The sequence below is a fragment of the Paenibacillus graminis genome, from assembly GCF_000758705.1.
Lineage (GTDB): Bacteria > Bacillota > Bacilli > Paenibacillales > Paenibacillaceae > Paenibacillus_AQ > Paenibacillus_AQ graminis.
Genome location: NZ_CP009287.1, coordinates 659,971 through 679,994 on the forward strand (window position 1 = coordinate 659,971; position 20,024 = coordinate 679,994).

The window sequence follows — 20,024 nt, forward strand, 5'->3', positions numbered from 1 at the left end:
GAATGGAAGCTTTGAAGCTGGAACAAGTTGTGAAGCAGTATGGAGACAAAACCGCAGTAAATGGAATCAGCCTAAAGGTGGAGCGAGGTGAGATTTATGGACTGCTCGGCGCCAACGGTGCCGGCAAAACTACGACCATGCGTATGGTGCTGGGACTGATCTATCCCGATGGAGGAAAGATTCTATATAACGGCAAACCGTTCAGCGATGAGCTGCAGCATATGATGGGATATCTCCCGGAGGAACGGGGGCTGTACCCGAAGGTAAAGGTCAGCGACCAGATTATCTATCTTGCCCGGCTGCGCGGCATGTCAGCCGGTGATGCGGAGAAGAGCCTCCGCTTCTGGCTGGAACGTTTTGACGTCCCGGAGTATTACAACAAGAAGATCGAAGAGCTCTCCAAGGGCAACCAGCAGAAGATGGGCTTTATCGCCGCGGTTGTACATAAGCCGCAAATCCTGATCCTGGACGAGGCGTTCAGTGGTCTGGACCCCGTCAACGTTGAGCTGCTTAAGGATACAGTAAAAGAATTGCGTGACCAGGGCACGAGCATTCTGTTCTCCACCCACCGGATGGAGCATGTGGAAGAGCTGTGCCGCAATATTACGATTCTCGACCGTTCCAATACGGTCGTGCAAGGCGACATTCGTGAGATCAAGAAGGGTTATCCGCGTGAAGAAGTCGCGCTCAGGACGGCCGGCGATTTGAGCGGACTGGACAAGATTCCAGGGGTAAGCGCGGTTCAGAAGCAGGAGCGGGGGTATCTGCTCTCCATCAGCGAGATCGGTGCAGCGCAGCGTATCCTGCAATACGCGATGGCAGCCGGTGAAGTTGAACATTTTGAAATCAAGGAACCAACCTTGAACCAAATCTTTATCAGAGCGGTGGGTGAATCTAATGAATAAAATGGGAACAATTATCAGCTTTACTTTTAAAAACAAAGTGAGAACGAAATCCTTCCTGATTACAACCTTGATTCTGATTTTGCTGATCAGCATCGGCATGAATATTCCATACTTCATCAAGGTGTTCCAAGGGGATGATGGAGCCAAAGAAACACAGATCGGTGTTGTGGCTGAACAGGGAAACCGTGCCGCTGAGCTCCTGCTGGCGTATGCGCCGCCCGCGACTGCAGCTGCAGATGAAGATACGGACACCGTGGCTTTTAAGGCCTTTGCCTCGGCGGATGACGCTGCCCTGAAGCAGGGGCTGGATGACGAAAAAATTGAAGGCTACCTTACTTTTGATGCCAAAGGCAGTGAAGGTGTCCCTCCGGTAACCTATCATAGCAAGGACGGAGAACTGGACAAAGACCTGAAGACTTATCTCCAGGGTGCACTGCAGCAGATCAATACGCAGCTGATTGCCGGCGATAAACTGACTCAGGAGCAGGTAGCAGCAATGTTTGCACCGGTGTCCATCGGAACCCAGCAGCTCAGCACGGATGGAACGGATGGTGCAGCACCGGATGAATCGAAGCCGGCTATCAATTATGTTATCGTCTATGTGCTTCTGATCCTGTTCTTCATGTCGATTACCATGACCGGGAATATGATTGCGGCTGAAGTGACCTCGGAGAAAAGCTCACGCATCATGGAGATTCTGATTACCAGCGCTTCGCCGCTAACGCAAATGTTCGGCAAGGTCATCGGGATCTTCCTGGTCGGCCTGATGCAAATTGCCATTATCTCGGCAAGTATCGCCATCAATCTGATGCTTCCGCATAATGCCAGCATATTAACTGATTTTGATCTGGATCTTGGACAATTGAATTATGGCATCCTGGTATATGGTTTTATCCTTTATGTGCTGGGCTACTTCCTGTATGCCTTAATGTATGCTGCTGTAGGCTCCATTGTAAGCCGCACTGAGGACTTGGGCCAGGCATTGATGCCGGTAATGATGTGTACCTTTGTAGCCTTCTACATTCCGTTGTTCAGCATCTCAGCCCCGGACACTATGCTAATTAAGGTGGCAAGCTTTGTGCCTATTACCTCACCGCTCAGCATGGTGCTGCGGATTGGGGTAGGGGAGGTTGCCTTTTGGGAAATTGCAGTCTCGCTTGTGATCCTGCTGGCAACTACATTTGGACTAGGCTGGCTCGCGGCCAAGATCTACCGGACCGGGGTCCTGATGTACGGCAAACGCCCAAGCATTAAGGAGATCAGAAAAGCGATGAAGGCTTATAAGATTTAAGGGACGTAATGCTGGTGTGAGTAACCATTCAGACTAACGGGAGCATCCGATCGATTTCACAGAGGACTCTAACTGGAATGAGGATTGCCGGAAGCGACAAGAGATACTTTATGTTCGTATAGAATAAGATGCCTTCAAAAACAGCTCCGATGAATCAATTTTCTGCATCGGGGCTGTTTGTATGCTTGTTAATAGAATCCCCAGAGGCGAATGTCGACAGCCTTAAAGGGATTTTTTTTGCTGTTTTCCCGTTTTTTTTGACCTATTATTACAAAATATCCCATATATAATCATATAAAATCATATAAAATATGTTACTTATTTACTATTTACATAAAATTTAGTTAAAGTTATCCTGTTATTAGGAAAAAATTAACATTTTAAAATTACAACTTGGTTTTGATGTGTTAAGGAGGGATGAAAACACAATAAGTGGGCAATTGTACGAAACTTATCCTTGTCGGCTCAAGATCTGTTGTAAAAATTTGAAATTAGAGGAGCGAGAACTGTGAAAGCAATAAAAAAACTATTTGCTGGATTGATGATGTTTACTCTGATTTTTGGTGTATCCTTTATGGGATCGGCATTTGCCAGCGGTGATGAGGTTAAACTTATTGACTCGGATGTCAGCATTATGTATAAAAATGGATATGTCGGATTCAGCGGGAATATTGATGTTGCGAATCTGGGACCCGTCAAAAATGTTACTGTGCATTACACGACAGATAACACAAATTGGTTTGATACGACTGCGTCTTATGTAGGGCCGACGGATGCAAACCGTGAGAAATGGCATTTCGGCATTTCCAGAACTGGTTCTTCAACAGATCATTTAGAGTTGAAGGATCTGAAATTCATAAAATTCGCTATTAAATACGAAGTGAATAACCAGATTTATTGGGATAACAACGGGGGAGCGAATTATTACAATGAAGTCAATAGTTCATATCCTGTGAGTTCCGTGATTTTGGGAGCACCAAATGTGCTTAATGATAAAAGTACTCTAAGCAATGGTGAATTTAGCGGATATATCTATGTAAAAAACCTGGATCCGACGAAAACAGTAAAAGTAGTGTACACAACAGACAACTGGGCAACGACTCATGAGGCATTCGCTACTTACGGTGGCTCCGTGAATAATTTCAAGAGTGTTGAATCTTGGAACTACAGTATCAATGTTCCGGGTGCCACAAATGTTAAATACGCGATTTCGTATACAACTGGCGGGCAAACGTATTGGGATAATAACTATGGCCATAATTACGAGGTCAACTAATTCATTGTAAAGTGCAGTTAATATAGGATCACAGGCGGCTTATCCCGCTTTGTGATCCTTTTCTCTGTGGGGACCGTTTTCAGAAGTAATAAAACGATTACACTTGCCGCAGGCCAGAATTCAGCAACTATAGGTTCAGATCAGGGGAAGCTGCCTGTAGCTGGAATCCTTACACCCTTAATGTTCAAGTATAAAACCCACTCCAGAAATGATAGGTAAAACGAAACCTCCAATTTGGCAGAAGCGCGTCAAGCAACCTTACAACCTCCAACAGTACGTCTGCTCAAGCCAATAACCCAAGGTGTGGGAAGCGACAACAAATATTTAGACTGAATTAAAAATTTATGAACAGAACTAATTGTCCTTAGTGGAAAAAGGTTCACTAATCGGGTCCATTCGGCTTATGAAGTAGCCTATGTGGGAAAAAGTATCACTAATTCGGCTGAAAGTGGCCATGTGGGATGAATAGGCATGAATTAGGTGTACAAAATCCCACTAAAACCTTCGGTAGCCAGGATTTCAACTTATTAGTTTTACTTTTTCCACTATGAACTGAACTTGTGATTTTGTATTTGGGCTGGGCCGTGACTCCAGAGAATGTTTGGACTTCCGGCCGCTGGTGTCTGCAGATTTCTTGAATTTATACCGCTATTCCGCAGTGTAAATCCGCAGACAAAGGCAGACGCTACCGCTCCTGCAGTTCCAAACTTCTCCTCCGCCACCTCTGCATTAAATATAATATTTTCAAGTTCAATTTATGTAGCTTTTATGTTCCCGAAGCTTCCAAGCTCTCCGGCTCAACTCCGGTTCAAAATAGCCCGTATCTTCTTCAGAAACCGCTTATCCATGCTTTTCATCCTGAATCAGGCCATGGTTTTTCCCTTGTATTAATTCAAGGAATTCCAAAGTGACCATAGAAACCGCATCTTCTGCAGGCAGATGGATGTATCTGCTAACTTTGAGGATATCCTCTTTGAATAAGTTCACCAGCTGCAAGATTGCTGCAGGGTCTTTTCTTTTCGCTTCTTGCAGCAGATTTAAAAATTCGCGGTCTGAGATAATAATTGAATCATTCTCTTTTTCCATTTGTTCACCGCCTGTTGACTGAGATGAAGTTCCTTTGCAACCTCGTGTTCGGTCATATCCTGCAGATAAAGCTTGCTGATTATGGTACTTCCCTGGGGCGGAAGCTGACTCAAAAGGTCTTGAATCCATATTTTTGTATCGGAAATGGCCGTAAAATTATGATCGGTTGTGTGATTATCAAAGAGAGGGAACTCTCTTGCACGGACCTTTCTTGCTTTGTACTGAATTCTCCAGCCAATCCGGTAAATCTCTCTTTTGTATTCTTCGTAGGCGCTCACAACTGATTCTCCTTTACCATTGTTTATGTATAGGGAAATTTTAGAAGTTAAAAAACAACCAAAATAGGAACATTTGTTCCTATTACAATACCATAATATGGTTTGATATTGTATGACAAACTACAACTTCAGCTATTGAGTGGAGGCAGAAAGCTGGAAAGTGCTGATTAAAAAAACACTCCAGGGACAGCCGCCAAGCTAGTTCTGGCGAAAAAATGCCGTATAGTGTACCTTAGTAAGTAAGGAGTGGTTCTGTTTATGAAAAAAAGGCAAACACCCTTGCTGGTAGCGGCTTCGATTCTGCTGATCATTGTCAGCAGCCTAATCAAACCGGAGAGCTCAGTGTGGCTGGGGGCGCTGCAGACGGTATTGCTTGGCGTTGGAATATTGGGCTGCTGCATGGCGTTCCTGAGATTCGCCAAAGGCGGCAAAGGCAAAAAGGGTTGAGAAAGGAATAGAAAGCCGCGGCAGGCTGCCGCGGCTTTTTTGACGTATCAGAAAGTATTGGGGGAGATTTTGTAGAGCCTACCGGATATGGGGAGGATTGCTGAGAGAATTACGAATGCCGCACAGTTCTCCTTTTTTGTTATCTATCAACTATATTTAGGGTAATTTTGCCAATGAGAGAATATGACATTATAATAAATAAGTATATGCAATAAATTGTAAAGGGGAATATAAATTGGGCCATCCTGTATACGGTAAAAAGGCGACACAGTCAAAAATTGCTGAAAAGATATCCAGCCCGCTCTGGGTGCTGATTATCGGTATTATTCTATTTCTCGTATGGACCCCATTTCAGGTGGGATTATTTAACGGTCTGCGTGCGGATTATGAGAAGCCGCTCTATATCTCAGTTATCATTTGCAGTCTGATGCTCATTGTCTGGGCAGGCATCTATTACAAAAAGTTTAAGCTGGAGGATCAGCGGGATCTGCTCGCACTGGCTGTGCTTCTGCTTCCGCTGACTTACTTCCTGTCGCTTTTTGTAGCTGCTTCACATTATATGGCAATCAATATGCTCCTTATTCAAAGTATGTATGCGGCATTATTTATTGTAGGCCTCTACCTTCTTCGACAAAAACAAGTGGATGCTCTCATACAAAACGTCATAATGACCGTAGCTTACCTAATTATTTGGTTTGGTCTGCTGAACTGGTTGGGTGCCTGGAATGTGGCCGGAGGAGCGGTCGGCTGGTTCTCCAATACTGTTGCCGGATCAGGGAAGTACCTGGATGCAGTAATGACTGACTCGAATGGTCTGCGTCTAACCTCGGTATTTCAGTATGCCAATACATATGCAGGCTTTCTGATGGCGTTCCTGTTCGTTGCCGTGTTTGCACTAATACGGTCTCCAAAATGGTATGGTACGGTCATTCACGGTTTTATGCTGGTGCCGGTTATCGTGTCGCTGCTACTGACCCTATCGCGGGGCGGCCTGGTCCTGCTGCCGGTAGTATTTGTTCTGCTGCTTCTCTTTCAAAAGCCTTCGCGGCAGATTCTGTGGATCATTCATCTCATTGTGGCTGCCCTTGCATCCCTGGCCGTGATCGGTAAGTTAACATCTATCGGCAAACGTCTGGCAGCGGTTCCTGATGCTTCTGCGGCAGTAGAGGGCTGGTCCTGGCTGCTTATTGCTTGTGCTGTAACCGCAGCTGTAAGCTGGGCCGTGCAACACTTTGCCGCTCCCCGGCTGGAGAAGCGCTTAGAGCACTGGTCTACCCGTAAGCTGGCTAATCTGTGGCTGCCCATCGGAGCAACAGCGGTGGTAGCTATTGCAGCGTGGCTCCTGATTGGTACAAGCGCGCGGAGTATTCTGCCGGCTAATATTGAAACCCGCCTGGAGAACATTAACTTTGAGCAGCACAGTGTGCTGGAGCGGATCACTTTTTACCGCGATGCTTTTAAGGTAGCGAAGGATTATCCGGTGCTTGGGGTAGGCGGGGGCGGATGGGCCGCCCTGTATGAGAAGTACCAGAACAACCCGTATGTCAGCCGTCAGGCGCACAACTTCTTTTTGCAGTATTTGATCGAGGTTGGAATATTGGGCTTTATCGTGTTCATGGGGTTTATCCTGTTCGTATTCTACAAATATACCAAAGGATACATGAAGCGGGCGGGGACAGATGATTACGGTAACGGCTTCTTTTATCTGATTATTGCGCTTTCGATTCTGGTACACAGTATCCTGGACTTTAATATGAGTTATGCTTTCATGGGAATCCTCGTATTCATCGCTCTTGGCGGAATGGCAGCTGCAATGGAGGCCAAACCTCTCGCCGCCGGATGGAATTCGTCTGTACTGCGTCTCGGTTATCTGGCCGTGGCCTGCGCGGCCGCGTTGGCAATCTTTATCGTTTCACTTCGCAGCATCAGTTCCACCAACGCATTCGCCGAAGCGAAGGCCATTGCTCAATACAGCACATCTTATGAAGAGATTAAGGCTCCGCTGATGAAGTCGCTGAAGATCCGGCCTTCACATCCCGAATCAGTGATCCTGCTGGCGGTGCTTGATAATCAGGTGTACAGCCAGACCAAAAACGAGCAATTTGCCGCAGAATCCCTTTCGGTGCTGCAGCGTGGTCTAAAGGATGAGCCGAACAACAAGCAGATGCTGCAGCAGCAAATCGCTCTGTATGATCTGCAGGGCAAGAGCGAGAGCGCTTATGCCGTATACCGTGATAATCTGAACAAGTATATCTGGGATATTGACTGGTACGAGCCGCTGATTACCCGGGCATCTGGTTTGGGTGTCCAGGCTCTCCTCCAACAGGACAAGGCTAAGCAACAGGAGTACTTCCAGACCGCCCTTACCACTTACCAGGATGTTGTAGATGGTATTGCCTTCTTGAAGACATTGCCTTCCGGGCAGCTTCAGGGCCGGCCTTTCTCGGTTACGCCGCTGATTGCGCTGAGCGCGGGTAAGGTTAAGCAGATAACAGGGGATACAGAGACGGCCTTGAACTTCATCCAGACGGGCTTCACGGGCGGTTACGCCGATCTGGCCGGCCGGGGCGATTTGTGGAGCGCTGGATGGTATAACGACTTAATCGTCCGGTCTAACGAGTTGGGACAACCCATTTATACAGAGTGGCTGAATCTGTTAAACACCCCGGGCTCTGACAGCACAGTCGTCGATCAGGTCGCTGCCAATGCAAAGGCGAACTTCAATACGGGAATTGAGGCGTATAGCCAAGTTGTGAGAGAAGCAAACAATCAGACAACTGCTTTTTCTTCCACCGCAACCTTAGCACTTGGTAAAATGCAGTACCTCACCGGAAATGTCCAGGCCGCAGTTGCTGCGTTGAAGGGCGGACTTGGCGAAAATTATTCGGATGCGGTTAACCGGGAGATGGCCCGCTGGTATTTAGCCGGGTTAAAAAAGCTGAACAGCTCTGAGGATCAGGATGTGTATAATAAGCTAATTGCCGCCGATGCCCAAGAGGCGGGTATGATCGAGCAAATTGCCGGAATGAAGCCATTATCATAAGGGACAGTCTGTCAAAAGCCGCACCAGTTTATCCAACGGATAAACTGGCTGTTGGCGTTTCGGCTTCATGTGCAGCCAGTTGCTCGCGCATCTGCCGGATCTGTGCCTTGAGCTCAGGCAGGTTCATCCTGAGGATTAGACTGATGTCCGTAAGGGACAGGCGCAGGCCATACCGGAGCGCATGCACAAGCTGGTCCTCCCAGGACAGGCAGGCCGAAATACGGGACTTGCGGCCTTGGGCAATCCGGGAGCAACAGCGGATGCATTCACGGTAGGCCTGGAGGGAGAAGCTCTGCGCGTCACAGCCTGTACGCAGATACGGCTCATAAAGCTCCGTGAAGCTCTTCACCGCAGCCTCCTCTGCTTCGGCCCCCTGCCCGAGCAGCAGCCTGCTGAGCATGTAGATATTCCCGCTGTACTTCTCAATATACTCGGCAAATCCGGCTGTTGAAGCCGACGTGCGTGATAAGGGATCGGGCATGTTCTCACAGTCCTTTCTGAATAAGAAACTATAGAATAGAATAATAAGCGATAGATTTGTTAATGAGTTCTGCCGGATCCGGCTCTGGCCAGGCCTGCTGGAGCTGCAGTGTTCGTGAGGGTCTATAGTACATTCTTCCCGCACTTGATTTACCGCCGGCAGCCAGCACGGAGTGGTAATAAGAGTAGTCTGTCTGAACCTGCGTATCAATAAATTTCCCTTGAAGCTTTGCTTTTAGATGCAGCAGTGCATTCGATACCAGATTCCGCTGAGACTGCTCCCACCGGGGACCTAAGCGGTCTACAATTTGTATCGCCTCCTCAAGGCGGCAGCGGCGGATACTGCGCAGGAAGCTGCTCCATTGGATCAGGTCAACCCGCTTCTCTTCCCATAGCAGTCCCTGTGACCAGCTATGCCCTGCCGGGCAGGTCAGCTTCAGGAGGCCGTAACGGCAATTTCCGGCCTGATCCGGCCCGGGGCTTACTGGCCAGGGAGCATCGAATACCCATATTTCTATACGCAACAACCGGCGTGACTCCATTGCTCACTTCCTCCTTCTCCTTGATCTCCACACAAAAAGCCGCAGGCAGAGGAGGACCTCTGCTGCGGCTCTGGTAACAGGCTGAAATAAACCTGGCGCAAAAGCGTGGCGGATCAAGTTCTCTCTCTATACGCTTACGGAGTTAGCTGTCGGATTCGGGCGGTGAGAGTCGCCCTGCCTAGTGAGACTGCATGGGTGCAGTCCCCTTCGGATTCACCCCAAGTAGGCTTGTGGCCTGGTGGTTCCCCCGTTTCCCGCGTGGCGGGAATTCAGCGTTGATTGGTTTTCATGAATAAGTTCAAATCGAATCATACTCTTTCATGCGGTTCTTTGTAAAAAAGAAAAAGGGAAATGCGGCGTAAATTAACGTTGAAATCCCGGAATTCGCAGGAAATAAACGGATAAAACCATATATGTTGCCGTTTATCGGCCAATTATCTCATTCGCACGCCGGTTTTTATTTTTTATGAAAAAAGGGGCTTGGAAGCGTTGAGCCTCGGCAAAAAGACCGGATTTTCAAAGTTCAGCCGGGTTTCTGTGAAGCGGTCCAAAGACGAGTAATCCGGAGCAATAGAGAGTCAGAAGGCAAAGTAAGCGCTACATGAAGCAAAACCGGCGGTCGCCAGCATTATTTTGGCAATTGCGGCATTTAATCAAGTGCAGGTTTCATCGGCAGCAAAAAAGGGGATTCAGGCCCAAATCATTCCTGAATCCCCCGAAAGGACCTGAATCAGCTTCCATGGAAAAGCCCCGCCGGTCTTCTTTACGCCAGCTCTGCTGGCCCAAAGAAGCTCCGGCGCATTACCGGGCTGCTGCTGAAATAAGCTCCTTAAGCTCAGGCAGATTGAAGCCTTTGACGGCATGAGCTCCCGATACTGTAACGGGAACACCCATGAAACCGAGCTTCTCCACCTCTTCCTGATAAGCCGTGCTGGTCATAACATCTCTTACTTCAAAAGGAACGCCCTGTTCCTTCATCAGTTGCTTCACTTGGTTGCAGTCACTGCAGTTTGCGGTTGAATAGATAATGACAGGTTGGCTCATAGGTTCACAGCTTCCTGAATGGCATCCCGGGTGATCTTCCAATGGGAAGTGTTCCAGCGGACCTCGCCGTCTTCGAGCAGGAAAATTTGCGGAGACTCATGTTTGATGCCGAAGTCCTCGGCGATCTGGTTGGAGACTGGACGGTCTTCAATCACATGGACCACGGCTGCAGGGGTGCCGGAGCTTTGGACATAGGCCCGGAATTCTTCATTGGCCTTGGCGCTGATCGGGCAGGTGGTGCTGTGCTTGAACAGCAGCTTTTTACCGGGCTGTGCAATGTATTGATGCAATTCGTCGACACTGTGAATTTGTGCTATGGACATTGGAATCCCTCCTGAGATTTTTAGTTTGCTAACAATTCGGTTGTTAACAATGATATTTCTGATTGTAACATAGTTAAAAATTAAGTCAAAAGAAAGAATCCGCCGTGCTGCCGATCCGGACAGTCCAGTGCAGGACGTTGAAAAAAGCCAAGTGCCATGCTAATGTGTATGGGATGATAGCGGTAACAAGTGTATGATTCTTAAGTTGAAGGAGTGTCCAAATTCATGAAAAGGGTCGCTTGTGTTACTGGTGCTGACCGGGGACTTGGATTTTTCCTTGTGCGCTGGCTTTTGGAGAATAAATATAAGGTGTTCGCCGGGCAGTACCTTGAGGAATCTCACGCCCTGGAAGCGCTGCAGGCACAATATCAGGACCATTTGAATCTGATTCCGCTGGATATCGGCAGCAGCGAAAGCGTAAAGCGTGCAGCACGCAGCATTGCCGGATGCACGGGTCATCTGGATCTGATTATCAACAATGCCGGAGTGATTGACCGGGCGGACGATGCCACCATACTGGTGGATATGGATGACACGGCGATGGCGCACATTTATAATGTCAATACGCTTGGTTCCCTGCGGGTCAGCAATGCTCTGATGGGCCTTCTGCTGCAGGGGAAACAAAAGTTAATTGTGAACATATCCTCTGAAGCCGGCAGTATCAGCCGTAACCAGCGGATTAACATGTACGGTTATTGTATGTCTAAGGCAGCGCTTAATATGCAGTCTTCCCTGATGCATAATCATCTGCGGGTGATGGGGGGCCAGGTCATGGTCTTCCATCCTGGCTGGCTGCAGTCCTATATGAGCGGCGAGAAAAATGAGGCAGCGCCTATACCGCCTGAAGAATCCGCGAGCAAAATTATGAGTATTGTGGAGGATCACAAGGCACATATGGGGAAGGAGCCGGTTTTTCTTGATTTTCAAGGGGAACCATGGCCCTGGTAGTACAATTTTTCCGGAAGAAAGGTGTGAATGGAAATGGGAGAGTTCAAGGCACTTGCGCTTGGAAGCTATACGGAGGTGAAGTATCATCCGTTTGCCGGTGTGGACCGCGTATTTGAGGAGCTGTTGGCCGGAGAACTGCAGGTGAAATCCACCGAAGATTACCGTCTGCTGAGTAAGGACAGCTTATCGGACTACAAGCTTGTGATAGCGTATACAGAATTTTCGGATCACAAAATAGCTCCTGAACAAAGCGGCAGTCTGCTCTCTTACGTGGCAAGCGGCGGCGGACTGCTGGTGGTGCATAATGGAATCTCGCTGCAGCGGAACCAGGAGCTGGGTGTGATGCTAGGAGCCCGCTTTACCCACCATCCGGCGTACACTTCGCTTCACATGACGGTCTCCGCAGCCGGGCATCCCATTATGGAGGGCATCACTGACTTTGTGATCGAGGACGAGCCGTATTATTTTGACATGCAGCCGCATTTTGAAACGACAATACTGGCAGAGTATCTGCATGGGGGTGCGATGCGGGCGGCAGCCTGGTGTCATGCATTCGGTCAAGGGCGTGTTGTATATCTCATGCCAGGCCACCATCTTCCTTCCTTTTCGGTCGGACCCTTCCGGCAGATGATTAGGAGAGGCGGTCTATGGGCAGCAGGACTGCTGTAGCTCTTGCCCATGCGGCGAAGTGCATAACATAAGCAGAATTGTGAAGAATCCGGATGAAGCCTTAGGCTGCAGCCGGATTCTTGCTTTTGCAGCCGCTGCGCGCAAAAAGATGAATAAAAAAGTCTTGACCCTGACACTGGTGTCAGGGTTTATACTATGATCAGACCATTTCTCATGAACCCCGGGGAGAACATGCCATGAAAATAGGTGAGCTTGCAGAACGGACGGGTGTTAGCATCCGGTCACTGCGATATTATGAGCGTCAGGGTCTGATTACCCCGCTCCGTAAGGCCAATGGATACCGCGAGTATTCGCCGCTTGCCGTGGAGACGGTGGAGACGATCAAGCTGTATTTGAATCTGGGTTTATCGACGGAGGAAATCGCCGGTTTTTTAAATTGTGTACTGATGAAAAAAGAGGCCTTTTGTGCGGAAGTAATGCCGCTGTACCGCAGCAAGCTGGAGGATATTGAACGCCAGCTGCTGCAGCTGAACCAGATCAAGTCAAATCTGGAGGAGAGGATTGCTTCCATTCAGCAGGAGCAGAAGGAATCAGAATGACCTGAAACGATACAGAATAGGTGGAGGAGGAATTAACGATGGCTGTTGTAAATACGGAACATGCCGATACGCTGCGGATGCGGCTGCGCGAAGGAGGGACTGTACTGGTAGATTACGGCGCGCCTTGGTGCCCGCCTTGCCAGACGCTTCTGCCGGTCCTGGAGGAGCTGGATGAGGAGTATGGCAGCAATGTCACGATTCTTAAAGTGAATTGTGATGTTCTGCCGGAGCTGGCTGCAGAAGCAGGAGTCATGGGCCTGCCTACCGTGATTGTATACAACGGGGGACAGCCTATGGAAAAGCTGGTAGGCCTGCGGCCGAAATCAGCCTATCAGGGTGTGCTGGACCGCTTTGCCGCCGTGAACAGCCGGTAAAGACAGCAACCCTGGCGGCACCTGGCGGAGCATAAACAACGTCAAAAGTGCCGTTGTTTTGAAGGGAATTAGGGTGAGGATCATCACTTCTGGCGTAATGACAAAAAAAGGAGGAAGCCGCCTGGTGCTGGCTTCCTCCTTTTTCTGCATAAAATAGGGACCAAACTAAAAAAGTGAGCAATGGAAGTCCAAGCATTTCCGGCAGTTACGAGTTGGCCCGAAATGAAAAAATCTCAAGTGCCGGGAAACTGGACGACCTCATTGTGGTGCAGCGCTTCAAGGACTTCAGCACTGAGGCTGTCTGTAAATGCAGCCCAGACCTTGCGGCCGGCCCCCAGCTCCTCGCGTCCGATGGATTGGAGAATTTCCAGCCATACCCGTTTATCGTTAATGATGCCAAGCTGTTCCTGAATCTCTTTATAAATGTCTTCGTGGGCATGGAATTTCTGGCTCAGCGCAAAGCTAGCGGCACTGGCGGTATACCGCAGTTCCTTAGCGGCGATCCGCAGCTCATGCAGTGCGTCGAAGGACTCCTTAGATTCGGCCCCGGGACCCTTGAAGAGGGTTTTGCAGGCCTTTTTCTTCTGCTCGAATGCGACCTCCAGCTCGCGCATGACGACATTCGCATCCCTTTTAGACGCCAGTGCTTCGAGATCACGGCTAAGAAAGGCCTCCCACTGCTCGTTCAGCGCTTTGCCGCTCAGCTTGGGCAGCCCGGCTGCCAGCTTCTTGCGGTACTTTTTCCGCTTATCCTTTTGATGCCGGATGACAGCCTTCAGCAGTTTGGCGGTTTTGGCCTCTCCGGCTTCCTTGGCCTGATTATGTCTGTCCTTGAAAGAGGCGATCAGCACATCGGCGTCTCTGACCTTGCCGAGTCTTTTTTGCGCCTGTTTGAGAGTACTGTACAGATCTGCTGTAACTACATGCTCCGGGTCAAGTATGGACAGCAGTGTCAGGAGCTTGCGGCAGTTCACTCTGGCCTGATGAATATCCTCATCACCGAATGACTTCAGTACGTCTTTGCTGTAATCGCAAAAATTGATATATAGCTTGTTCAGCGCCAGCTCCCATTGCCTGGCTTTGCTGATTTGGCGTTCCTTCACTACTTGCAGGTCTGTCATGCTTCATCACTCCTTAGAAGGTTGTGTCTTGCATGAACTCTGGGGGCATTTGCGGCACTTATACCCTAAGGATAACGCTATCATGACCTCATTTCAAATACGGATATCGGACGGGGCTTCGCTGCCGGACTGCTCATCGGTTACAATGGGAATATAGTTGGTATTCTTATAATAAGACAAAAAAACGGAACGTTCGACAGCAGCTTTCAAGGCGAAATTGGGCTATATGCCGCATTTTCCGAATGAAAGAAGCGAATGGACTGCGGGAGGTATATAGATGAGCGGGGAACATAACGAGATGGACCAGCGTGAGGCAAGGGCAGGGGCCCGGGCTGGGAATGGTGCAGGGACAAGTGCGAGGACAGAAGCAGAGGCCGGCGGGGGAGGACGGGCAGGAGTAAGTGAAGAAACTAGGAAAGAGCAAGTAATAGGGCAAGTTATAAGGCAAGATGAAGAGCACGGGCATTTAGAAGGACAGGGGCAAGTGCAGGGACAAGGACAAGTGCAGGGACAGGGGCTAGTGCAGGTACAGAAGCAAGTCCAGGGACAAGGACAAGTGGAGGGACAGGGGTTAGTGCAGGGACAAGGACAGTTGTCAGCGGGTGTGCTTCCGCCGGTTATGGTGCTTTTTGAGCACTTGGCGGAACTGAAAGCTTCACCGGGAAGTACGGATTCCAGCCGTCCCGCGAGTGGAGGAGCCGCAGGAGCATTTAATACAGCCGAGGAGGCTGGCGGAGATATGCTGCTCCCGTTTGCGTTCGAGGAGACGCTTTGCCGGGATGTGGGAGCGGGCCTCGTTCCGCCGTCTATACATCTGTGGAGCCATCCCGGTGGCGTAGCACTGGGCTTGCGGGACAGCAAGCTGCCCCGGGCAGCTGAAGCGATGGCCGAACTGGAAGGAAAGGGCTACCGCACGGCGGTCCGGCATTCCGGCGGCGCGGCTGTGCCGCTGGATGCCGGGGTCGTCAACGTGTCGCTGCTGCTCCGTAAAAGTCCGGGGAAGCTGGACTTCCACGATGATTTCCGGCTGCTGGCTTCGCTGATCACAGAAGCCGTCAGGGTCAGCCATCCGCAGGCGGCGGCCCAGATCCAGGCGGGCGAGGTCGCCGGGTCATATTGCCCGGGCGACTTCGATCTGGCCATCGGCGGCCGCAAATTCTGCGGCATTGCCCAGCGTAGGCAGAGCAGCGCGTACTTCGTGCACGCGTTCGTAATCGTCTCCGGCTCCGGGCTGGAGCGCGGGCAGTTGATCCGCGGCTTCTACGACACTGCCGCGGACGGGGCTGATGCGCTTGCTTATCCGCGCGTCATCCCGCAGACCCTGGCCGCGCTCAGCGAGCTTGGCGGACCGGCTTCGGCGGCAGCGTTCGCCGAAGGATTCCGCCAGGCCTTGGCCCGGCGCGGCGTCCATCTGCAGTCTGCCGTCCAGCTGCGGCAGACTGCAGGGTACAGCCTCCAGTACGCTGATCCACGCGTACTGGAGGCTGCAAGGGTGCTGCGGGAGCGCTACGCCCGCTAGCAGTCTGAAGGCTGGTGTATAGAGCATCACCGGCCAGTCCCAAAAGTGCCGTCTCTGCTGTGAGTTCAGCAGGGACGGCACTTTTGCAATGCAAGAATGGAAGCAGGCCATTCAGGCTCTAGATCCGCTTTCGCTATCGGGAAAAGATCATATGCGGGTGTAAGAAAAGACAGCCAATGACCCGCTGAGCACTAAGTGGAATTAGGATAACTATATAGGCCTGAACTCGCTGCGCAGCGGTATTTAGTGGGAATTTGTATCCTTATTTCCGGCTAATCTGCTACATGTAGAGCCAAGCGGCTCCTTTAAGTTTATTTTTTCCCACTGGGGACCCGCAGGATGACAAAAGGCCCGGATTAGGTTTACTTTTTCCACTTTGGTCAGCGGCAATGGATTCCGGGCAACTTTTCACGTAAGATGGCTGGCAATTCTGCAAACTTACAGGCAGGGTTGCCCTTGCAAGCGCCCCTCCCCGTGTGGCCGCTATGAAGATTAATGATACAGCTCCGGCCTCCGGTCGGAAAAAACCGGAATCTGTGCCCGGACCTCCCGCACCTTCTGCAAATCTATCACTCCGCTTAGAATTTCCTCCCCTCCCGAGGCTTCACAGATTACCTCTCCCCATGGATCAATAATCATCGAATGACCTGCAAAGGTGTTCGACGGGTCCTCGCCTGCACGGTTGCACGCTATGACATAACATTGGTTTTCAATGGCCCGGCTGACCAGCAGGGCTCGCCAATGGGCGAGACGCGGCAGCGGCCATTCGGCGCTGATGAACAGCGTCTCGGCACCGGACGCTGTATGGGCACGGACCCATTCGGGAAAGCGGATATCATAGCAGATCAACCCGGCGCAGCTTGCTCCGTCCAGAGTGAACAGCCCTTTGGCTGCCCCAGGCTGCAGATACAGATGCTCATCCATCAGCCGGAACAGATGCAGCTTGCTGTACTCTCCGGCGAGTTCCCCGGTACGGTTGAACACATACATGCTGTTGGTAATGCCGTTGTCGTACTTACTGGCAACGGAGCCGGCTACAATATGGATGCCAAGTTGGCGGGCCAGGCCGGACATCAACGCCTTGGTGGCATTACCCTCAGGATCGGCAATTTCGGCTAGCCGGGTCAAATCATAACCGGTCGTCCACAGTTCCGGGAGGATGACACAATCTGTGCCTTGAGCGGCAGCCTCGCGGATTTTACGTTCGGCCGCAGCATAATTCACCTGGGGATTGCCAAATGCTATATCGAGCTGAAGCAGGGAGATTTTCATGATCAGACTCCTTTTTTTATGGATTAGGATAATTTGATTCTACGGAGAAGGGGCTGGCGCGGCAAGAATTGAATGGAGTGCGAATATTAGTTGACGGGTCAAGTATAAAGGTGTAAAGTGATGATTGTCAAAAATATTTTGCGCAATCTATTTGTGTTAGGGGGTTAATCTTGACTGAACATCTGTCTGAGGAAGACCGCATTTTTGATCGCCTGCAGGCGCTGAATAAAGCAATTACACCAACCTTCGAGCGCTGTGCGGGCATTAGTCCCACCCGGCTCCGTCTGCTTCATGAGCTGTTCCAGGTTACTGAGATCAGCCAGATTTCCCTGCAAAAGCATGTGGATATCGATGCTGCGGCTGTCACCCGCCACCTGAAGGGACTGGAGGAGAACGGTATGATCTCCCGGCGCAACAATCCCGATGACAACAGAGTGACTCTGGTCTCGCTGACTGCGCAGGGCAGGGATAAAATCCGCTCTTACAGGGAAGAGAAAAACCGTTTTATTGCCAATTTGCTCGCAGGATTTAATGAACAGGAGCGCGCAACGCTCGCGGATATGCTTGCCCGGCTGCAGCATAATATCAATTTGCTGCAGCCATAAAAACTATAAACCAACCTCAAAGGAGCTTGTTATTTATGAACACTACGCAAACTAATGATTTTACAAGTATTATCACAGGACGCCGCTCGATCCGCAAATATGATCCATCCGTCAAAATCAGCAAAGCGGAAATGACCGAAATTCTTACTGAAGCAACGCTCGCGCCTTCTTCGGTGAACATGCAGCCTTGGCGTTTTCTGGTGATCGAAAGTGCTGAGGGCAAAGCCAAGCTGGCGCCACTGGCTAAATTCAACCAGCAGCAGGTAGAGACTTCTGCGGCTGTTATCGCAGTTTTTGTGGATATGAATAATTTCGATTATGCCGAAGAAATTTACGGAACGGCTGTAGAACGCGGACTGATGCCTGTTGAAGTAAAAGAAAGACAGCTTGCCGCGCTGGGTGCGCATTTTGCGAATCTGCCGGCAGCTGTGAACAGAGAAACCATTATGATCGACGGGGGGCTGGCCTCCATGCAGCTGATGCTGGCAGCCCGTGCCCACGGCTATGATACCAACCCTATCGGCGGCTTCGAAAAAGACCAGATTGCAAAAGTGTTCGGAATGGACAAAGAGCGCTATATCCCGGTCATGCTGATTTCGATCGGCAAAGCCGCTGAAGCTGGTTATGCATCTGTCCGTCTGCCTATCGACACCATTGCACAGTGGAAATAAGACTGTTAAGCTGCTTAAGCACACAAAACGTTTAGGAGGTCACCACAATGATCATTATTCATGCTGTAATGCAAGTCAATCCCGCACTTAAGGAGAAATTTCTGGCTGAGGCAAAACAACTTCTGGCCGCAACCCATCAGGAGGAAGGCAACCTTTCTTACGAGCTGTACAATCATTTCGAACAGGACAATACCTACATCATGGTGGAAACCTGGCGCGATATGGAGGCTGTAGCCAGTCATAATACAAGTTCCCACTTCACCGGTTTTGCGGCGAAAGCGCCGGAGTTCCTGACGGCTCCGCTGGATGTTAAGGAGTATAACGCCGAGCCTGTAAGCAAATAAATTACAGCCGGAGAGGGGAATACCTGCAGTGAAGCATTTTGAGCCTTCAACGGTGTTGCAGTCCTTGCCCAAGCAGTTTTTTGCCGCCCTTGTAGCCAGAGCGGGTATAGCTTCGGCGGCAGGGCATGACGTGATCAATCTGGGACAGGGGAATCCCGATATGCCTACGCCAGCGCACATTGTCGAGGCCTTGCAGGCGGCAGCGGCCAATCCCCTCAACCATAAATATCCGCCGTTTCGCGGCCACCGCTACCTGAAGGAAGCAGTAGCCGGATTCTACGATCGTGAATATGGAGTGAGACTTGAGCCGGACAGCGAGGTTGCGGTCCTGTTCGGCGGCAAAACCGGACTGGTCGAAGTGGTCCAGTGCCTGCTGAACCCGGGGGATACCGCACTCGTACCGGACCCTGGATATCCCGATTACTGGTCGGGAATTGAACTGGCCCGTGCGGCCATGGAGATGATGCCGCTGACTGCGGAGAACGGCTTTTTGCCCGATTACGGCACTATATGCCCGGAGGCGGCAGACAAGGCGAAGCTGATGTTCCTGAACTATCCGAACAATCCGACGGGAGCCGTGGCTACGGAGGCATTTTTCCGCGATACAGTGAAGTTTGCCGGACAGCATAATCTTTGTGTGGTCCATGATTTCGCCTATGCCGCAATCGGCTATGATGGAGTACGTCCGCCCAGCTATCTTCAGACGCCGGGAGCGAAGGACAACGGCATTGAAATATATACTTTATCCAAAACTTACAATATGGCCGGGTGGCGGGTAGCGTTTGCTGTCGGAAATGCCAGTGTTATTGAGAGCCTGAACCTGCTGCAGGATCATATGTACGTCAGCCTGTTCGGTGCGGTTCAGGAAGCGGCAGCCGCAGCATTGACAGGTGCCCAGGTCTGTGTCCAGGAGAACCTGGACCGATATGAAGCAAGGCGGAATCTTCTGATCGGCGGGTTGCGCGAGCTTGGCTGGAAGGTAGAAGCTCCAGGCGGTTCATTTTTTGCCTGGCTTCCGGTTCCTGCAGGCTACACCTCCCAGAGCTTTGCCGATCTGCTGCTGGATGAGGCCCATGTGGTAGTGGCGCCGGGGATCGGCTTCGGCGAATACGGCGAAGGCTATGTGCGGGTAGGTCTGGTCAGCGATGAAGCCCGGCTGGCGGAAGCTGTGAAACGGATCGCAGGGTTGAAGCTTTTTGCTCCAGGCCGGTGATAGGCTGCCGGAA

General features: G+C 50.5%; 22 protein-coding genes and 1 riboswitch. Of the genes, 14 read left to right on the plus strand and 8 right to left on the minus strand.

The genetic code is table 11. The annotated features are described in order from the left end of the window. The first annotated feature begins 2 nt into the window (after positions 1–2). The 3 genes from PGRAT_RS02930 to PGRAT_RS02940 all read left to right on the plus strand — a co-directional run bounded on the left by PGRAT_RS02930 (position 3) and on the right by PGRAT_RS02940 (position 3,472). Complete coding sequence (locus PGRAT_RS02930; protein ID WP_025703952.1) at positions 3–905, plus strand: ABC transporter ATP-binding protein; 903 nt, start codon at positions 3–5, stop codon at positions 903–905. Next, the gene (locus PGRAT_RS02935; protein ID WP_025703951.1) at positions 898–2,196 is read left to right on the plus strand and encodes an ABC transporter permease; all 1,299 of its coding nucleotides are present in this window, start codon (positions 898–900) and stop codon (positions 2,194–2,196) included. Before PGRAT_RS02930 ends, PGRAT_RS02935 begins: the two co-directional genes overlap by 8 nt. Positions 2,197–2,704: 508 nt before the next feature. Next, the gene (locus PGRAT_RS02940) at positions 2,705–3,472 is read left to right on the plus strand and encodes a carbohydrate-binding protein (protein WP_025703950.1); all 768 of its coding nucleotides are present in this window, start codon (positions 2,705–2,707) and stop codon (positions 3,470–3,472) included. A gap of 840 nt (positions 3,473–4,312) precedes the next feature. On the opposite strand, the gene PGRAT_RS02945 is transcribed toward PGRAT_RS02940, so the two are convergent. Next, positions 4,313–4,558, minus strand: a complete 246-nt coding sequence (locus PGRAT_RS02945; RefSeq protein ID WP_025703949.1) for a hypothetical protein — start codon at positions 4,556–4,558, stop codon at positions 4,313–4,315. Next, positions 4,510–4,836 (minus strand): sigma factor-like helix-turn-helix DNA-binding protein, encoded by a 327-nt coding sequence (locus PGRAT_RS02950; RefSeq protein WP_025703948.1) that lies wholly within the window; start codon positions 4,834–4,836, stop codon positions 4,510–4,512. The genes PGRAT_RS02945 and PGRAT_RS02950 overlap by 49 nt, the downstream gene beginning before the upstream one ends. A 258-nt stretch (positions 4,837–5,094) precedes the next feature. Between PGRAT_RS02950 and PGRAT_RS02955 the strand changes: the two genes are divergently transcribed. Both PGRAT_RS02955 and PGRAT_RS02960 read left to right on the plus strand, forming a co-directional pair. Then, a complete protein-coding gene (locus PGRAT_RS02955; RefSeq protein WP_025703947.1) occupies positions 5,095–5,283 on the plus strand; it encodes a hypothetical protein in 189 nt (62 codons plus the stop codon). A 235-nt stretch (positions 5,284–5,518) separates the two neighbouring features. Continuing rightward, positions 5,519–8,326 (plus strand): O-antigen ligase family protein, encoded by a 2,808-nt coding sequence (locus PGRAT_RS02960; RefSeq protein WP_025703946.1) that lies wholly within the window; start codon positions 5,519–5,521, stop codon positions 8,324–8,326. A gap of 28 nt (positions 8,327–8,354) precedes the next feature. Here the strand turns inward: PGRAT_RS02960 and PGRAT_RS02965 are convergent, their stop codons facing one another. The 4 genes from PGRAT_RS02965 to ytxJ form a co-directional block, all read right to left on the minus strand. Further along, entirely contained in the window at positions 8,355–8,807 is a 453-nt protein-coding gene (locus tag PGRAT_RS02965; RefSeq protein ID WP_025703945.1) for a hypothetical protein, read from the minus strand. A 28-nt stretch (positions 8,808–8,835) separates the two neighbouring features. Continuing rightward, positions 8,836–9,348, minus strand: coding sequence for a hypothetical protein (locus PGRAT_RS02970; protein ID WP_025703944.1), 513 nt, complete (start codon positions 9,346–9,348; stop codon positions 8,836–8,838). Positions 9,349–9,463: 115 nt separating this feature from the next. Next, a riboswitch (cyclic di-AMP (ydaO/yuaA leader) is annotated at positions 9,464–9,633 on the minus strand. A 516-nt stretch (positions 9,634–10,149) separates the two neighbouring features. After that, positions 10,150–10,392, minus strand: coding sequence for a glutaredoxin family protein (locus PGRAT_RS02975; RefSeq protein WP_025703943.1), 243 nt, complete (start codon positions 10,390–10,392; stop codon positions 10,150–10,152). Further along, positions 10,389–10,715 (minus strand): bacillithiol system redox-active protein YtxJ, encoded by a 327-nt coding sequence (ytxJ, locus tag PGRAT_RS02980; RefSeq protein WP_025703942.1) that lies wholly within the window; start codon positions 10,713–10,715, stop codon positions 10,389–10,391. Before ytxJ ends, PGRAT_RS02975 begins: the two co-directional genes overlap by 4 nt. Before the next feature lie 225 nt (positions 10,716–10,940). On the opposite strand from ytxJ, the gene PGRAT_RS02985 reads away from it, so the two are divergent. The 4 genes from PGRAT_RS02985 to PGRAT_RS03000 all read left to right on the plus strand — a co-directional run bounded on the left by PGRAT_RS02985 (position 10,941) and on the right by PGRAT_RS03000 (position 13,266). Then, positions 10,941–11,663, plus strand: coding sequence for an SDR family NAD(P)-dependent oxidoreductase (locus tag PGRAT_RS02985; RefSeq protein ID WP_025703941.1), 723 nt, complete (start codon positions 10,941–10,943; stop codon positions 11,661–11,663). Between the two features lie 33 nt (positions 11,664–11,696). Then, positions 11,697–12,332 (plus strand): ThuA domain-containing protein, encoded by a 636-nt coding sequence (locus PGRAT_RS02990; RefSeq protein WP_025703940.1) that lies wholly within the window; start codon positions 11,697–11,699, stop codon positions 12,330–12,332. A gap of 197 nt (positions 12,333–12,529) precedes the next feature. Beyond that, the gene (locus PGRAT_RS02995; protein WP_025703939.1) at positions 12,530–12,892 is read left to right on the plus strand and encodes a MerR family transcriptional regulator; all 363 of its coding nucleotides are present in this window, start codon (positions 12,530–12,532) and stop codon (positions 12,890–12,892) included. Between the two features lie 38 nt (positions 12,893–12,930). Further along, complete coding sequence (locus tag PGRAT_RS03000) at positions 12,931–13,266, plus strand: thioredoxin family protein (RefSeq protein WP_025703938.1); 336 nt, start codon at positions 12,931–12,933, stop codon at positions 13,264–13,266. Between the two features lie 233 nt (positions 13,267–13,499). On the opposite strand, the gene PGRAT_RS03005 is transcribed toward PGRAT_RS03000, so the two are convergent. Next, positions 13,500–14,387, minus strand: a complete 888-nt coding sequence (locus PGRAT_RS03005; protein ID WP_025703937.1) for a CHAD domain-containing protein — start codon at positions 14,385–14,387, stop codon at positions 13,500–13,502. Positions 14,388–14,664: 277 nt separating this feature from the next. Here PGRAT_RS03005 and PGRAT_RS03010 point away from each other — a divergent pair, with 277 nt between their 5' ends. Then, complete coding sequence (locus PGRAT_RS03010) at positions 14,665–15,906, plus strand: lipoate--protein ligase family protein (RefSeq protein ID WP_052415683.1); 1,242 nt, start codon at positions 14,665–14,667, stop codon at positions 15,904–15,906. Positions 15,907–16,398: 492 nt separating this feature from the next. Here the strand turns inward: PGRAT_RS03010 and PGRAT_RS03015 are convergent, their stop codons facing one another. Further along, positions 16,399–17,184 carry a carbon-nitrogen family hydrolase gene (locus PGRAT_RS03015; protein ID WP_042265993.1) on the minus strand — a complete coding sequence of 262 codons (786 nt, stop codon included), beginning with the start codon at positions 17,182–17,184 and terminating at the stop codon, positions 16,399–16,401. A gap of 164 nt (positions 17,185–17,348) precedes the next feature. On the opposite strand from PGRAT_RS03015, the gene PGRAT_RS03020 reads away from it, so the two are divergent. From PGRAT_RS03020 to PGRAT_RS03035, 4 genes are read left to right on the plus strand one after another with little or no spacing between them, the layout of a single operon-like run. After that, positions 17,349–17,783, plus strand: coding sequence for a MarR family winged helix-turn-helix transcriptional regulator (locus tag PGRAT_RS03020; RefSeq protein ID WP_025709256.1), 435 nt, complete (start codon positions 17,349–17,351; stop codon positions 17,781–17,783). Between the two features lie 35 nt (positions 17,784–17,818). Then, positions 17,819–18,454 (plus strand): nitroreductase family protein, encoded by a 636-nt coding sequence (locus PGRAT_RS03025; RefSeq protein WP_025709255.1) that lies wholly within the window; start codon positions 17,819–17,821, stop codon positions 18,452–18,454. Between the two features lie 47 nt (positions 18,455–18,501). Next, positions 18,502–18,798, plus strand: coding sequence for a putative quinol monooxygenase (locus PGRAT_RS03030; RefSeq protein WP_025709254.1), 297 nt, complete (start codon positions 18,502–18,504; stop codon positions 18,796–18,798). Between the two features lie 28 nt (positions 18,799–18,826). After that, positions 18,827–20,011, plus strand: a complete 1,185-nt coding sequence (locus tag PGRAT_RS03035) for a pyridoxal phosphate-dependent aminotransferase (protein ID WP_042265997.1) — start codon at positions 18,827–18,829, stop codon at positions 20,009–20,011. Positions 20,012–20,024: the final 13 nt, after the last annotated feature.

Bases quoted from the DNA above. Each gene is read 5' to 3' on its own strand.
- PGRAT_RS02975 (WP_025703943.1), bottom strand. From the start codon at position 10,392: ATGAGCCAACCTGTCATTATCTATTCAACCGCAAACTGCAGTGACTGC.
- PGRAT_RS02945 (WP_025703949.1), bottom strand. From the start codon at position 4,558: ATGGAAAAAGAGAATGATTCAATTATTATCTCAGACCGCGAATTTTTA.
- PGRAT_RS02930 (WP_025703952.1), top strand. From the start codon at position 3: ATGGAAGCTTTGAAGCTGGAACAAGTTGTGAAGCAGTATGGAGACAAA.
- PGRAT_RS02995 (WP_025703939.1), top strand. From the start codon at position 12,530: ATGAAAATAGGTGAGCTTGCAGAACGGACGGGTGTTAGCATCCGGTCA.
- PGRAT_RS02955 (WP_025703947.1), top strand. From the start codon at position 5,095: ATGAAAAAAAGGCAAACACCCTTGCTGGTAGCGGCTTCGATTCTGCTG.
- PGRAT_RS02985 (WP_025703941.1), top strand. From the start codon at position 10,941: ATGAAAAGGGTCGCTTGTGTTACTGGTGCTGACCGGGGACTTGGATTT.
- PGRAT_RS03000 (WP_025703938.1), top strand. From the start codon at position 12,931: ATGGCTGTTGTAAATACGGAACATGCCGATACGCTGCGGATGCGGCTG.
- PGRAT_RS02990 (WP_025703940.1), top strand. From the start codon at position 11,697: ATGGGAGAGTTCAAGGCACTTGCGCTTGGAAGCTATACGGAGGTGAAG.
- PGRAT_RS03030 (WP_025709254.1), top strand. From the start codon at position 18,502: ATGATCATTATTCATGCTGTAATGCAAGTCAATCCCGCACTTAAGGAG.
- ytxJ (WP_025703942.1), bottom strand. From the start codon at position 10,715: ATGTCCATAGCACAAATTCACAGTGTCGACGAATTGCATCAATACATT.
- PGRAT_RS03010 (WP_052415683.1), top strand. From the start codon at position 14,665: ATGAGCGGGGAACATAACGAGATGGACCAGCGTGAGGCAAGGGCAGGG.
- PGRAT_RS03005 (WP_025703937.1), bottom strand. From the start codon at position 14,387: ATGACAGACCTGCAAGTAGTGAAGGAACGCCAAATCAGCAAAGCCAGG.
- PGRAT_RS02965 (WP_025703945.1), bottom strand. From the start codon at position 8,807: ATGCCCGATCCCTTATCACGCACGTCGGCTTCAACAGCCGGATTTGCC.
- PGRAT_RS02935 (WP_025703951.1), top strand. From the start codon at position 898: ATGAATAAAATGGGAACAATTATCAGCTTTACTTTTAAAAACAAAGTG.
- PGRAT_RS03025 (WP_025709255.1), top strand. From the start codon at position 17,819: ATGAACACTACGCAAACTAATGATTTTACAAGTATTATCACAGGACGC.
- PGRAT_RS02970 (WP_025703944.1), bottom strand. From the start codon at position 9,348: ATGGAGTCACGCCGGTTGTTGCGTATAGAAATATGGGTATTCGATGCT.